Annotated in this window: 12 protein-coding genes; 3 read left to right on the plus strand and 9 right to left on the minus strand. The window is 60.9% G+C overall.

Going from position 1 to position 14125, the window contains the following annotated elements:
* Positions 1 to 20: 20 nt before the first annotated feature.
* From JHD62_RS10180 to JHD62_RS10190, 3 genes are all read right to left on the minus strand, one after another.
* Entirely contained in the window at positions 21 to 716 is a 696-nt protein-coding gene (locus JHD62_RS10180; RefSeq protein ID WP_199102794.1) for a DsbA family protein, read from the minus strand.
* Entirely contained in the window at positions 710 to 1588 is an 879-nt protein-coding gene (locus tag JHD62_RS10185; RefSeq protein WP_199102795.1) for an MBL fold metallo-hydrolase, read from the minus strand. The genes JHD62_RS10180 and JHD62_RS10185 overlap by 7 nt, the downstream gene beginning before the upstream one ends.
* Positions 1589 to 1731: 143 nt before the next feature.
* Entirely contained in the window at positions 1732 to 2955 is a 1224-nt protein-coding gene (locus tag JHD62_RS10190; protein ID WP_199102796.1) for a diguanylate cyclase, read from the minus strand.
* Between the two features lie 365 nt (positions 2956 to 3320).
* Between JHD62_RS10190 and JHD62_RS10195 the strand changes: the two genes are divergently transcribed.
* On the plus strand, positions 3321 to 4211 hold the full coding sequence (locus JHD62_RS10195; protein WP_199102797.1) for a LysR family transcriptional regulator: 891 nt from the start codon (positions 3321 to 3323) through the stop codon (positions 4209 to 4211).
* Here JHD62_RS10195 and JHD62_RS10200 read toward each other — a convergent pair whose 3' ends face one another.
* Positions 4212 to 5156, minus strand: coding sequence for a helix-turn-helix domain-containing protein (locus JHD62_RS10200; protein ID WP_199102798.1), 945 nt, complete (start codon positions 5154 to 5156; stop codon positions 4212 to 4214).
* Positions 5157 to 5276: 120 nt separating this feature from the next.
* On the opposite strand from JHD62_RS10200, the gene JHD62_RS10205 reads away from it, so the two are divergent.
* A complete protein-coding gene (locus JHD62_RS10205; RefSeq protein WP_199102799.1) occupies positions 5277 to 5804 on the plus strand; it encodes a cysteine hydrolase family protein in 528 nt (175 codons plus the stop codon).
* A gap of 75 nt (positions 5805 to 5879) precedes the next feature.
* Here the strand turns inward: JHD62_RS10205 and JHD62_RS10210 are convergent, their stop codons facing one another.
* The 5 genes from JHD62_RS10210 to gcvA all read right to left on the minus strand — a co-directional run bounded on the left by JHD62_RS10210 (position 5880) and on the right by gcvA (position 12549).
* A complete protein-coding gene (locus JHD62_RS10210) occupies positions 5880 to 7406 on the minus strand; it encodes a fumarate hydratase (RefSeq protein WP_045847435.1) in 1527 nt (508 codons plus the stop codon).
* 83 nt (positions 7407 to 7489) lie between these two features.
* A complete protein-coding gene (locus JHD62_RS10215; protein ID WP_199102800.1) occupies positions 7490 to 8752 on the minus strand; it encodes an Hpt domain-containing protein in 1263 nt (420 codons plus the stop codon).
* Between the two features lie 45 nt (positions 8753 to 8797).
* Entirely contained in the window at positions 8798 to 10522 is a 1725-nt protein-coding gene (locus JHD62_RS10220) for a diguanylate cyclase domain-containing protein (RefSeq protein ID WP_199102801.1), read from the minus strand.
* Positions 10523 to 10525: 3 nt separating this feature from the next.
* Entirely contained in the window at positions 10526 to 11563 is a 1038-nt protein-coding gene (locus JHD62_RS10225) for an extracellular solute-binding protein (protein ID WP_370541051.1), read from the minus strand.
* 71 nt (positions 11564 to 11634) lie between these two features.
* Positions 11635 to 12549, minus strand: coding sequence for a transcriptional regulator GcvA (gcvA, locus tag JHD62_RS10230; RefSeq protein WP_199102802.1), 915 nt, complete (start codon positions 12547 to 12549; stop codon positions 11635 to 11637).
* A 193-nt stretch (positions 12550 to 12742) separates the two neighbouring features.
* Between gcvA and JHD62_RS10235 the strand changes: the two genes are divergently transcribed.
* Complete coding sequence (locus JHD62_RS10235; protein ID WP_199102803.1) at positions 12743 to 14053, plus strand: NAD(P)/FAD-dependent oxidoreductase; 1311 nt, start codon at positions 12743 to 12745, stop codon at positions 14051 to 14053.
* Positions 14054 to 14125: the final 72 nt, after the last annotated feature.

Consider the following 14125-nt stretch of genomic DNA (forward strand, 5'->3'; position numbering starts at 1 on the left):
CAGCCATCCTGACGACCCGTTCAACCTGGCAGCTGGCAGCCATCAGCCGAACAAGCCGGGCCAGCCGCTTCTGCCACAGGTAGCAGTTCCTGCTGCAAGGCGGCAGCAAAGGCCTGCGGCTGCCCCAGCCACGGCGACACATCCACGCGCTGCCATTGTCCGTCCCGCTCCAGCAACAGGCTGGGGAAACCCTGTACACGATATTGCTGCATCAGGCTGCGGCTGGTCTGGATATGGGCTTCTGCCAGATCCATTGCCTCACTCAGCCGGGCAGCAAATACGGCGGCATCCAGCCCTTGTTCACCGGCAAGCCGGGCCAGCACGGCCGGGTCGGCAATGCGCAGTCCGCGCTGGTAATGGGCACGCTGCAACACCGACAACATGGCCAAGGCCGGCAGGCCCAGTTGTGCGGCCAACAGGATGGCGGCAATCGGCGGCGTCGAATCAAACACTGCCGTTTCATCCCGCAACAGGCCATCGAAATAGTCCTGACCAAACGGCAGGCCGGTAAGACTGGCGATGCGCTGGTCGTGGGGCATGACGTAGTTGCGCAGCGCCGGGGTGACCGTTTGACGGCGGCTGCCACTCATCATGCCACCCGCATGCAACTGCATATCAAGGCCGGGCAGACTGGCAGCCGCCTGCAATAGTGGCGAAGCGGCATAGCACCAACCGCATAGCGGGTCGTAAATGTAATGCAGGGTGGCAGTTACCATTTCATTTCACCTTTGTTGACCTTGGCACCGATTTCCAGCGACATGGCTTCCCCGGCTTGCGGAAAAGCCTGCTGCATGCGCTGGATCAACTCGCCACTATTGCCTGACAGTGCCAGATTCTGTTCAAACTGCTGCAAATAACTGCGGGTGAAGCGGATGCTGGCAAGCCCAGTGGGGGCATTGGCTGCCATGTGGCCGGGAATCACCTCTTTGGGCTGCAAGGCTTCCATTTCATCCAGCTGGGCCAGCCAGGCCTGACGCTCTTCTTTGCGCTGGGTATCGGCCGTCCATACATGCAGGCCGGACACCACGCCGACATTGCCCACGATGGCGCGAATGGAAGGAATCCATACATAGCCGCGGTGTGCCAGTACACCGCTGGTGCCGCGCACTTCCAGGCTCTGCCCTTCCAGCATCAGCCGGGAATCCTTGAGGGCATGCGGCAGGGTCAGCGGCGTGGACGGGGCATTGTCACCCATTTTCGGCCCCCAGAATGCTACCTTGCCGGCTACATTGGCCTCTATACGCGCCAGTGTGGGCGCAGCAGCCAGCAGCTCTGCCTTGGGGAAAATCTGCTTGAGGGTGGTGGCACCAAAGTAGTAGTCCGGGTCGGCCTGGCTGATATAAATGGCCTTGAGCTGCTTGCCGCTATCCAGAATGCGGCCAGCAATGCGGTAGGCATCAGCACGGGTGAAACCACTGTCGATCAAGATGGCATCGTGCTGGCCGCTGACCAGTACCGAGGTGACATCAAAGCTGTTGTCATCAGCCTGATAAACCGACAGTTGCAACGGTTCTGCCGCCTGGGCCGCGCCAGCCAGCAAACCGGAAAACAGGGAAAGGGACAGGAAAAGCTTGGTGTGACGTGCCATGATGTGCTCCGTTAGCACCGCCAGTGACGGTGCGTGATGAATGATGGCTCGTACTTTAGCGTCTGGATAAAGACAGATAAACCCATCAAACCGGGCAACATTGTTTCATTAAACAGGCTAATCAACTGATTCGACGCTGCACTTCACCCTGGCAGTGGCTGACAGGAGTGCATGGTGACGATGCAATTACGTCCCTGTTTTTTGGCCTGGTACAGGGCGGCATCTGCGGTGCGTACCAGCCACTCCGGTTTCTGGCTGATACTGGAGTGAGCCACCGCCAGACCGACGCTGATGGTGACCACATGGCCGCATTGCGAAGTAGGATGGGGCAAGGCCAGCGCTTCGACATCCTGACGGATCTGCTCGGCCAACTGGCCTGCCTGACGCAAATTGCAGGCAGACAGCAGCAAGACAAACTCCTCGCCTCCATAGCGCGCAGCACAACCCTGACAGGCATCCGCATGCCGGCCGATCACCTGGGCGACCTGAATCAGCGCATCGTCACCCATCTGGTGTCCCTGGCTGTCGTTGTATTTCTTGAAATAATCGACATCGAAAAACAGCAGCGCGATGTCCGACTTCTGCCGCAGTCGTGCATCCCATACGGTTTGCAGCTGCTGGTCGAAATAGCGCCGGTTGTGCAGGCCGGTAAGGCCGTCAGCGCTGGATAATTGCTGCAAATAACGGAAACCCTGCTGCAACTGGCGATGATCGCGCTGCAACTGCAGGGACAGCACATAGCTGCGACGTGCTTCCTTTTCCAGCTGGAACAAACCCAGCAAACCCAGCAAGACACAGGAAATCACCAGGATGAAAATCAGCGAGCGGGTGCTTTGTTCAAGGAATGGCCAGTCCACCAGCACCCAGCCAAGGTAAAGCAGGCTGACCACGCTGCTGTAACAGGCCAGCCGGAACGGAATGCGCAGACCGAACATCAGGAATACCAGGCACAGCATCACCCCGCCATAGTAATGCTGGGCAGTGGGCATGCGGCTGAGCGAGAAAAACCAGATCAGCCCCAATACAAACGCTGTGCCGGCAATCACGACCGAGTATTCGTACCAGCGGCGTAAAGGCGGCCAGAAACTGCAGATGATGGATGCCACGCCGATAGCTGGCAATATCAGCCAGCGCCACATCCAGATACGGCCGTAGACATCAGCCAGATAATATTTGTCGATCAGGCCGTATAACATGAACACGACAATGCCCAGCGCACCGAATACGCGGTAGCGGCGCATGCGCTGGTCAAACGTAGAGGACTGGAAAGACTGCTCCAGCGCAGGGAGAAAACGCAGCTGGAACCATGGCTGCTTCTCGGCTGCAGCCAGCTCTTGCTCAAGACGGGATGCGGGGTGATCGGTCATGCTGTCACTCCAGGTGCGGTCTGCCGACAGAGGAGAATGCATTGCGCATCAGTCATGAGAAGGCTCTCTGCCTGCCCGGCCGGGCATGCATTAAAAACAGTGCTTGCAAACAGAATAGAAAAATGTGCTGATTTGTAACTCATACAAAAGTATAACGAAAATCCGGCCCGGTAAATCCGTGTAAACCGAAGCGGATGATTTTCGATGACATATGCAGGAAAAGCCGGTGTCCATGGCATTAAACGTGAAAACATGGCGTTTGCCGGCACATTTCAACCAGATACCTTGATGGCATGATGGCTTTGCCACAGCATATCATGCCGCACTTTTACTGCCGGAGCTCCGGCACACATGCAAGGAAGACGATGGACAGACTGACGGCCATGCAGGTTTTTGTCGAAGTGGCACGCCGGGGCAGTTTCACGGCAGCCAGCCGGGAACTGGACCTGTCCCGCGCCATGGTGACCCGGCACATCGCCGAACTGGAAGACTGGCTGGGTGCACGCCTGCTGCAACGCTCCACCCGCAGTGTCACCCTGACCGATGCTGGCAACAGTTGCCTCGCCCATTGCCAGCAGATGCTGGAACTGGCAGCCCAGACCCGCGAGGAAGTGGGGCTGCGTGATGGCCAGTTGCGCGGCCAGTTGCGCATCACCACCAGCATGTCATTCGGCATGGCACAACTGGCTCCTGCCATCACCGACTTCATGAGCCGCCACCCGCAACTGCGTATCGACCTGCAACTGGGAGACCGCGCGGTGAACCTGATCGAGGAAGGCATAGACCTGGCCATCCGCATCACCAACGACCCGGAACCGGGCCTGATCGCCCGCCGACTGGCCGAATGCCATTCGGTCATCGTGGCATCACCGGCCTATCTGGCACGTTACGGCCAGCCGCAACAACCGGCAGACCTCAGGGAGCATCACTGCCTGAGCCATAGCCGCGTCGGCCGCAGCGAATGGCGCTTGTATCGCGACAACAAGGAAGAGGTGGTCCGGGTCAATGCACGGCTGAGCGCCAACGAAACAGTAGCCTTGCTGCAAGCCTGCTGCCATGGTGCCGGGCTGGCCATGCAGCCCTTGTATCTGGTGCAGGACTTGCTGGCACAAGGCGAGCTGATTGCCGTACTGCCAGACTGGCAGCCCGCCAGCATGGGCATTCACGCACTCTATCCCTCACGCCGCCAGTTGCCGCTGGCCATGCGCAGCCTGCTGGACTTCCTGCAGCAGCATTTCAGCCAGATCCAGTCCTGATCAGGACTGGAAATTCTGCTGCCACTGCATGGGTGATACGCCGTAATGCAGGCGGAAATGATGGCGCAAGGCAGCAGCAGAGCCGAAACCGGCCAGTGCCGCCACCTGCTCCACACTGTATTCGGTACTTTCCAGCAAACGCTGGCTGTAACGCAGGCGTTCGCTCACCAGCCACTGCCCCACCGTGCTGCCGGTAAGCTGGCGAAAGTGCCGGGTAAAGCTGCGGCGACTCATGGCCATGCGGGCGGCCAGGCTATCCAGGGTATGGGTTTGGGCCAGATTGGCCCGGACCCAGTCAAGCAAGGCCGCCAGCCGGGCATCACCGGCCGACACTGGCAGCGGCTGGGCAATGAACTGCGCCTGCCCGCCCTGCCGATGCGGCGGCACCACCAGCCGACGGGCCACGCCATTGGCCAGCTCCGCTCCATAACGCTGACGCAACAGATGCAGGCAGCAATCCAGCCCGGCGGCCGTACCGGCGGAGGTCAGCAGCTGCCCGTCTTCCACATACAGCACCGCCGGGTCCAGACGCACTTGCGGGTAACGACTGGCAAAGTCCTCCGCATACGCCCAGTGGGTAGTGGCATTGCGTCCATCCAGCAAACCGGCTTCGGCCAGCACATACGCTCCCAGGCACAGGCCGACTATTTGCACACCAGCATGACTCGCTTGCTGCAAGGCCTGCACCAGCGCATCCGGTACCGGCCTGCCTACCTGCCAGCTGGGCAGGATGATGATGTCAGCGCCGTCCAGCCCTTCCAGCCCGTAATCGCAGGCAATGGAAAAACCGGCCGAGGTGCGGATGGGACCGGCATCCACTGCGCATACACGCAGGGTGAAGGCCGGCATGTCCGGATGCGCATCGCCAAACACCACACAGGGTACCGACAGATGAAACGGGCTGATGTGCTGGAATGCCAGTACGGCAATGACGGGAGGTGACATGCGGCATTTCCGGCAGGTGGAATTGGCCCGATCTTAACGTATTCTGGCAATCGGGCCACTTTTTCCCAACGCAGTGACTACCGATAATGGCTGCACCTTCAGCCACAACCGGAGCACATCATGCCGCACACACAACGCGCACTCATCGTCATCGACCTGCAAAACGACTATTTCCCCGACGGCAAATACCCGCTGTGGAACAGCGAAGCGGTGCTGGATAACTGCGTGGCCGCCATCGAGCGGGCACATGCACTGGACATGCCGGTGATTCTGGTGCAACACGTGGCGGACAGCAGCAAGGGTATCGCCCCCTTCTTCAATGCGGGTAGCGAGGGCGTGGCCATTCACCCGCGCATTCTGGCCGCTGCGCCGCAGGCACCGGTGGTGGTGAAACGGGCAGCCGACAGCTTTCATCAAACCAGCCTGCAAGCCACGCTGGATGAACTGGGCATCCACCAGCTGCTGCTGTGCGGCATGATGACGCAGAACTGCGTCACCCATACCGCCCTGTCGCGCACTGCCGACAAGTATGAAGTAGCCGTGCTGGCCGACTGCTGCACCACGGTGGACCAGATGCTGCATGCCATCGCGCTCAATGCCCTGTCCATTCGCGTGCCACTGCCAACGGCGGCACAAGCATTGGCCTGAAGCTGCCGGTCTGGAACGCAAATGAAAAAACCCGCCGGATGGCGGGTTTCTGCTTGCAGCGATGCCGGTTCAGGCTCAGGCCTTGTTGACCGGGATCTTGCCGATCTTGACGCGCCATTCCGCCGGGCCGGTGTTGTGTACCGAGATACCGTTGGAATCGACCGCTACCGTTACCGGCATGTCTTTTACTTCGAACTCGTAGATGGCTTCCATGCCCAGGTCGGCAAAACCCACCACCTTGGAGGCTTTGATGGCCTTGGACACCAGGTAAGCCGAACCGCCCACCGCCATCAGGTATACCGCCTTGTTGTCCTTGATGGCTTCGATGGCAGCCGGGCCACGTTCGGCCTTGCCGATCATGCCGAGCAAGCCGGTCTGTTCCAGCATCTGACGGGTGAACTTGTCCATGCGGGTGGCAGTGGTGGGGCCGGCCGGGCCAACCACTTCGTCACGCACCGGGTCAACCGGGCCCACGTAGTAAATGAAGCGGTTGGTGAAGTCCACCGGCAGCGCCTCGCCCTTGTTCAGCATGTCCACCATGCGCTTGTGCGCGGCGTCACGGCCGGTGAGGATCTTGCCGTTGAGCAGCAGTACATCACCCGGCTGCCAGCTGGCCACTTCTTCCTTGGTGATCTTGTCCAGATCCACGCGCTTGCCATTGCTGGTGTCGTAGGTGATTTCCGGCCAGTCTTCCAGGCTGGGCGGAGCCAGATGGGCCGGGCCGCTGCCATCCAGATGGAAATGGATGTGACGGGTGGCGGCGCAGTTGGGGATCATCGCTACCGGCAGGCTGGCGGCGTGGGTCGGGTAGTCCAGAATCTTCACGTCCAGCACGGTGGTGAGACCGCCCAGACCTTGTGCGCCAATACCCAGCGCGTTCACTTTTTCGAAGATTTCCAGGCGCAGCTCTTCTACGCGGGACAGTTCGGCACCGCTGTCAGCCTTGGCTTTCAGCTCGTGGATGTCCACGTGCGACATCAGGCTTTCCTTGGCCAGCAGCATGGCTTTTTCCGGGGTACCGCCAATGCCGATACCCAGGATGCCCGGCGGACACCAGCCGGCCCCCATGGTGGGCACGGTCTTGATGACCCAGTCGACAATGCTGTCGGACGGGTTCAGCGCGTAGAACTTGGACTTGTTCTCCGAGCCACCGCCCTTGGCCGCACAGGTCACTTCCACGCCATCACCTTCGACGATTTCGAAGTGCACCACGGCCGGGGTGTTGTCCTTGCTGTTCTGGCGCTTGCCAGCCGGGTCGAGCAGCACGGAAGCGCGCAGCTTGTTGTCCGGGTTGTTGTAAGCGCGGCGCACGCCTTCGTTGACCATTTCCTGTACCGACAGGGTGGCGTCCCACTGCACATTCATGCCCACTTTCAGGAACACCACGGCAATGCCGGTATCCTGACAGATGGGGCGACGGCCTTCGGCACACATGCGGCTGTTGATCAGGATCTGCGCCATGGCGTCCTTGGCCGCCGGGCTTTCTTCATGCAGATAGGCCTGGTACAGGGCGTCGATGTAGTCCTTGGGGTGGTAGCAACTGATGTACTGAAAAGCATCGGCGATGCTTTGAATGAAATCATCCTGACGGATAACAGCCATGAGCGGTCTCTCCAGCGTAGGGGCTTTAGGAATTGTCGGGACATTTTAGGCGCTTGTGCCGCATTGCGCCATGCCCGCTCCCCTCATGCGTGCTGCAGATGATCGACAAAGTCGTCCAGCGCCTGCTCCAGCTCCAGCACCTGGGACATGCAGGCGGCAGACAGCCCGGCACGCGCTTCGGCCTCCAGCCGGGCGGCACAGTCGGCCATGGCTGCCGCGCCCACCGTGCGGCTGGCACCCTTGATGCGATGGGCCAGCAGGATGAAGGTTTGCTGGTCAGCCCGCTGCCAGGCTTGCAGCAGTTGCTGCAGATCGGCCTGCTTGTCGCGGACGAAATCCTGCAGCAAGGGTAGCTCCAGCGCCCAGTCACCCTGGCTCAGGCCAAACAGCACCTGTCGGTCCAGTACCGGCAAGTGGATGACCACGGGCGGCACCACCGGCAGGCAGCCCGTCACCACACTTAACCAGGCGTCGTCATCCGGCGGCCATGGCAGCTCAGCATCCAGCAGGGGCAAGTTACTTGCGTTCAGTGAGAGAGGATCGGCCCCCGCCAGCAACAAGGGCGTATGGCCACGCCACGGCGCGGCGGTTTCGCACTGGCGAATGGCTTGTGCCAGTTCCAGACCGGCGTTCAGCAATTGCCGGTCGCTCACCAGCAGCAAGGCCAGCGGGCCCTGTTGCCAGCGCTGCAATGCCGCCGTTGCCGTATCCAGCACTTCAAGAGGGTGTCCCAGCGACTGCCATTGCCCGGCAAGTTCCGCCGCACGGCCAGCATCCGGCTCCAGCAGCAAGATGGGCCACTGCCAGGGCAGCGGCGGCGTGCCGGGAGAAGCCAGCGGGGCATGCAGCAATACACTGTATTGCTGACCATCAGCCTTGCCTTCGCAGTGCTGGCAGCTGCCCAACTGCCGCGCCAGTTGCCGGCTGATAACAGCAGATGACAAGGCTGCTGTTGTCGGCTTGCGGGCCCGGGCAAGTGCGTGCGGGGCACGGCCCGGCAGCGGCACTTGGCACACGGTGCTGACTTCCACGCTGATCATCTGCTGCATTTGTTGCTGGGCCAAGAGCTGCACCCGCAAGCTGATTTGTCGCAGTTGACCATCTTGTAGCGCTGCTGCCAGCCAATGGCGGACCAGGGCTTGCAGCCGCATGGCATCCAGCAGCAGCGGCGTGCTGAGTGCGGGGTCGAGTTCCAGCTGGAATTCCACCCCCATGCGCTCGCATGGCAGACGGAAACAGTGATGCAACTGGCGCAGCAGTTCCGGCAAGGCCTGCACGCTGCCGGGAGAACTACGCCCCTGCCGACAAGCCGTCAGCAAGGGAAAGCGGAAAGACGTGGTAGCCACGTGGTGGGGCCTGGACATGTGAATGGGGATAGCGCGGGGCCGTGCTCAGTTGTAAGGCAGTTGCCGGGTATGTCCATCACGCTGGATGGCCTTGACATGATACATGGCATGGTCGGCCTGGTTGACCAGTTGTTCGGCCGTGGTGCCGTCACGCGGGTACAGGCTGTAACCAATACTGGCCCCGACTTCCAGCTTCTTGCCTTCCACCACCATGGGTTCGCCAATACTGAGCGACAGCTTGGACAACAGTTCGGACAGACTATCTGTCGTAAAGCTGCCTTGCAGCAGGATCAGGTATTCATCCCCGCCCATGCGCGCCACCATGTCGTTGCCACGCACCGCATGCAGCAGACGGCGCGCCACGATCTGCAGCACCTGGTCGCCAATGGCATGGCCATGCTGGTCGTTGATTTGCTTGAAGTGGTCCAGGTCGACAAACAGCACGGCAAACTGGCTGGCATTGCGTTGCGATTGCTCCAGCAATTGCTCCAGCCGCTGGAAAAACAGCGCGCGGTTAGCCAGGCCGGTCAGGCTGTCGTGGTGTGCCAGATAGCTCAGTTCGCGCTGGTTGTCGTACAGGCTGGCCATATGGCTGTTGATCTGCCGCTGCATGCGATCGAAATTGCGTGCCAGTACGCCGATTTCATCATTGCGCTCCACCGGCAGTGCCTGCTGCAATTGCGTGGTGGAAAAACTGCTGGCCGCCTGCGCCAGGGTGTTGATGGGTCGCAGCATGGCACGGGCAAACACCACCGCCAGCATGATGGCAATCACACTGAAAGCCAGCACCATGTGGATGATGCGCTGTCCCAGCGGGGCCGCAGCGGCCACCGCGGTATCCAGCGGCTGCACCAGGCCGGTGACGATGAAGTCGTCACGATTGCCACGGCCCAGCGGATGGCGGACAAAGGCCATCACCTGTCCGGCGGCTTGTTGCGGGTCATCCAGACCGCTGAGTGTCAGCTGGTTTTGCTTACGCTCGAACAAGGCTTTGGTGGCGGCAAAGCTGTCCTGCATCAGCACCCGCCGTCCCTTGTCAAAACCGAAGGTCTGGGCCTGGTCCGGGTGAACCAGAAAATCCCCCCAGCGATTGGCCAGATACAGTTGGTAATCCTTGGGCAAATCACTGCGCAACTGGCCCAGCAAGCGTTCCAGATCCAGATTGATCACCAGCAGGCCTCCGGGCTGGCCATCGCTGCGCGGCAACGGCGTGGCCACCATCAGGCCGGGCCGGCCTTCGGCATCATGCGCGGAACGCTCGTGATTGACTTCGATAGACGATTGGTAAATTTGCCCGGCCGGCAGTGCCAGGGTTTCAAACACATAGGGGAAGTGGCCTTTTTCCTGCAAATCGCCACCATCCACCCGCTCTGTCAGCCCGGACCTGGAGTCGACCCGAACCAGTTCAAGCCCATTGTCCGCCGCGCCGATCAGCCGCACCTGCAGGTATTCCGGATGCAGGGCCAGCATGGCGGAGAAGGCCTGCGCCAGTTCATCCCGCGCCCGCCTGGCTTCACTGCCATTGCGCTGGTTGATCACCACCTGCACTTGCACCAGGCGTGACAGCAGCAAGGTATCGTCTGCGGCTTCATCCTCCCATTGCACCATGCGCCGGTTCACCCCGCGCGCGGCGGTCAGCAAGTCGCTTTGCGTTGCCGACACCAGCATGGCGCGATTGGCGGTATAGGCGTAGTAGCCGGTAATGCCGGAGGACAGGATGCCGAAAATGGCCAGCAGCAAGGCGAGTTTGAACAAGAGACCGGAGCGCATGATTCAGAAGCTCCCCGGCAAGTCGCCAGAATAGATTTTTTGCCACAGCGCTTCACGCCGGTTGGCATTTTCCACCGGCTGCAGCCACAACACGCGCGCGCCGGACGGGAGGTCGGCACTGGCACTGAGTGTATTGGCCAGCCCCTGCCTGGTGGGCAGAAGCGCGCTGACCGAGGGCTCCAGCATGTAGTTGATCCATTGCTGTGCCAATTGCGGCTGGCGGGCTGCGCGCGTCATCGCCCAGCAGTCCAGCCAGGCCAGCACGCCCTCGCGCGGAATGGCATAGCCGACATCAGCCCCGGCCTGGCGCAGCGAGTTGAGCTGCTGGGTGCCGTAATTGCCGAACATCACTGCCACCTTGTGGCGGATGAACAGTTCGGTGGCTTCTTCGGGCAGGTTGTAATAAGTCAGTACATTGCGCCGCAGGTCGATCAGCCGCTTCACCATGGCGGCCTGTTGTGCAGCATCCAGCTGGAAGGGTTGGGCAATGCCGCTGGCCAGCGCGGCAAAGGAAAAATTGTGCGGCCCGCTGTTGAAGTCCAGCACCTTGTGACGATAGCGCGGGTCCCACAGCACGTTCATGGAGTCTGGCGGGCGGGCAAATTGCCGCTTGTCGTAAATGATGCCCATGGTGGAATAGGTATAGGGCACGGCATACAGCTTCCCCTGCTGCTGCAGGCCGGGAATGCTGGCCCGGTCGCGAAAGCGTGGCAGCTGGCGTTGCAGATTGGGAATCAGGGACGGGTTCAGCGGCAATAGCAGCCCGGCAGCATGGTAGCGCTGCATTTCGGCGGTATTGGCGGCAACCACATCAAAACGTGGTCCGCCTGCGGCGTGCATGCGGGCCCACAGTGCCTCGTCGGAATCGACAAAGGTCACTTCGACGCTGACCTGATAGCGCCGTTCAAAGTCATGCACCACTTCCGGGTCGGCATAACCCGGCCAGGCCAGCACGCGCAGCACGTCCTTGGCCATGACCAACTGGCAGCACAACAGGCTGACGATCACCCCCGCAAGCAGGCGTATTGCTCTTGATGTCACGTAGATATTCTTTTTTTCAAGCCACCGTTTGAATGTAGCTGTTTGTACGCATTTCTACTTGTTTTTTTCACTTATTCAGTCTGCTTTGACAAGCTTTCCCGATAGCGCGCCGCCTGCTGCAACAACCAGTCGGCAAAAGCCCGGTGTGGCGGCGATTGCTGACGGTCCGGCGGACAAACCAGGTAATAGGCATTGTCACTGGGCAAGGAAATATCACAGGGGGTAAGCAGATTGCCACTGCTGATTTCCTGCTGCACCAGAAAGCGCGGCACCAGCGCCACCCCCATGCCGGCACGGGCCGCTTCCACCAGCATGGAAAACAGCTCGTAGCGCGCCCCCACCATGGCCTGTGGATTATCCACCCCTGCCGTTACAAACCAACGTTGCCAGGCCTCATGCCGGGCCGACAAATGCAGCAAGGGGTATTGCGCGATGTGCGCCGCCGGCACAGCAGTGCCGGACACCAGCTGCGGGCTGCACACCGGGATCATTTCTTCGCCAAACAACCAGCTGGCCTCGGCACCGGGCCACACGCCATTGCCAAAATGGATACAGGCGTCAAAGCCGGTATCGGTAAAGATGAAGGGGTCGGAACGGGTGGTGATGTTGACGGTGATATGCGGATGCGCCTGATTGAACAGCGGTAGCCGCGGGATCAGCCAGCGGGTGGCAAAAGTAGGCACGGCGGCCAGTTCGATCACCCCTTCTGCGCCCTGATGCGCCATCAAGGCCAGGGTATGGCGCTCCAGCCGCTCCAGACAGTCACGCACCCCTCGCGCATAGACCCGGCCGGCTTCAGTCAGGCTGACCCGGCGCTTGATGCGATGAAACAGGGCAACACCCAACATGTCCTCCAACTGGGCAATCTGCTTGCACACCGCACTCTGGGTGAGAGACAACTCCTCCGCCGCACGGGTGAAACTCTGGTGGCGCGCCGCACTCTCCAGCGCCTGCAAGGCCTCGATACCGGGTAAACGTTTACGCATACATTCTTCCATTTACTCACAATGTGTGGAATTTATATCGTTTGCGAGCGCCACAGTGACACAGGCAAAGTAGCTGGCAGTGATTGTATTTAACCCGGCACTGCTTGTCGTGACCATTCACCCCCACCTTACTTGATGCATGAAAGTTGGTGCATGAATGGAAGGATACGGCCAGCAGGCATCAGGAGCCTGCATGTCTTTGCACAAGAAAAGAATCGTAATTGTCGGTGGTGGTGCCGGTGGTCTGGTGCTGGCCAGCCGTCTGGGGCGGCTGGCACGGCGCTCGGCCCAACTGGACATCACGCTGGTGGATGCCTCGCGCACTCATATCTGGAAACCGCTGCTGCATGAAATTGCCGCTGGCAGCATGAACCCGCACCGCGAGGCACTGGATTACCTGGCGCAGGCCAAGCGTGACGGCTTCCGTTTTTGCCTGGGGCGCATGACCGGGCTGAACCGTCAGCAACAGACCATACAACTGGCCGCCACCGCAGATGAACAGGGCCGCCCGCTGATTCCGGCGCGCACCCTGCACTACGACATTCTGGTGATGGCCATCGGCAGCACCACCAACGACTTTGCCACCCCCGGCGTGGCCGAGCACGCCATCTGCCTGAACACCCCGGCAGAGGCCAGCCGTTTTCATCAGCAACTGGTCAATGCCTGCATTCGCGCCAGTTTGCAAAACGGGCCACTGCGCACCGGGCAATTGCACGTCACCATCATCGGTGCCGGGGCCACCGGGGTGGAACTGGCGGCAGAACTGCGCAACACCACGCGCGAACTGGTGGCGCATGGCCGGGAAAACATCAATCCGGACCGTGATATCCGGCTGACCCTGATCGAAGCCGGGCCACGCATTCTGCCGGCACTGCCCGACTCGGTGGCCGCCCGGGCGCACCGTCAGCTGGAGAATCTGCAAGTGGAGGTACTGACCGGTGAAAGGGTCAGCGCCGTCGACGCCAATGCCGTCCACACCGCCAGTGGCCGCTACATTGGGTCGGAACTGGTGGTCTGGGCGGCCGGTGTACAGGCACCGGCCATGCTGGCCGGGCTGGATGGTCTGGCCAGCAACCGGCTCAATCAGCTGCTGGTACGCCCTACGCTGCAAACCACGCTGGATGACAAGGTCTACGCGCTGGGCGACTGCGCCGCCTGCCCGGATGGTACCGGCTGGGTTCCGCCACGGGCGCAGGCGGCCAGTCAGCAGGCCGAGCTGCTGTATCACAACATCCGCTGCCAGCTGGCTGGCAAGCCGCTACAGGACTTCCGCTATCGCGACCTGGGTTCGCTGATTTCGCTGGGCCGCTACAGCACGGTAGGCAGCCTGATGAGCAGCCTGTCGCGCCGCAGCCTGTTCGTGCACGGCCAGTTTGCCCGGCTGATGTATTTGTCCTTGTACCACCGCCACCAGCTCACCCTGTTTGGCTGGCTGCCCACCGTGCTCACCGCTGCGGCCCGCTTGCTGCAGCGACGCACCCAGCCATTGGTCAAGCTGCATTAGCGCGATGCACGCAGGCTGACGCGCCGGGCACAACGCACCAAAGCGTTGCACAAACACGCACAAATACACCAA

The sequence above is a fragment of the Aquitalea sp. ASV11 genome (genome assembly GCF_016429185.1).
Lineage (GTDB): Bacteria > Pseudomonadota > Gammaproteobacteria > Burkholderiales > Chromobacteriaceae > Aquitalea > Aquitalea pelogenes.

Excerpts from the sequence above, each read along its gene's own strand:
- JHD62_RS10180 (WP_199102794.1), bottom strand. The coding sequence starts at position 716 with ATGGTAACTGCCACCCTGCATTACATTTACGACCCGCTATGCGGTTGG.
- JHD62_RS10185 (WP_199102795.1), bottom strand. The coding sequence starts at position 1,588 with ATGGCACGTCACACCAAGCTTTTCCTGTCCCTTTCCCTGTTTTCCGGT.
- JHD62_RS10190 (WP_199102796.1), bottom strand. The coding sequence starts at position 2,955 with ATGACCGATCACCCCGCATCCCGTCTTGAGCAAGAGCTGGCTGCAGCC.
- JHD62_RS10195 (WP_199102797.1), top strand. The coding sequence starts at position 3,321 with ATGGACAGACTGACGGCCATGCAGGTTTTTGTCGAAGTGGCACGCCGG.
- JHD62_RS10200 (WP_199102798.1), bottom strand. The coding sequence starts at position 5,156 with ATGTCACCTCCCGTCATTGCCGTACTGGCATTCCAGCACATCAGCCCG.
- JHD62_RS10205 (WP_199102799.1), top strand. The coding sequence starts at position 5,277 with ATGCCGCACACACAACGCGCACTCATCGTCATCGACCTGCAAAACGAC.
- JHD62_RS10210 (WP_045847435.1), bottom strand. The coding sequence starts at position 7,406 with ATGGCTGTTATCCGTCAGGATGATTTCATTCAAAGCATCGCCGATGCT.
- JHD62_RS10220 (WP_199102801.1), bottom strand. The coding sequence starts at position 10,522 with ATGCGCTCCGGTCTCTTGTTCAAACTCGCCTTGCTGCTGGCCATTTTC.
- gcvA (WP_199102802.1), bottom strand. The coding sequence starts at position 12,549 with ATGCGTAAACGTTTACCCGGTATCGAGGCCTTGCAGGCGCTGGAGAGT.
- JHD62_RS10235 (WP_199102803.1), top strand. The coding sequence starts at position 12,743 with ATGTCTTTGCACAAGAAAAGAATCGTAATTGTCGGTGGTGGTGCCGGT.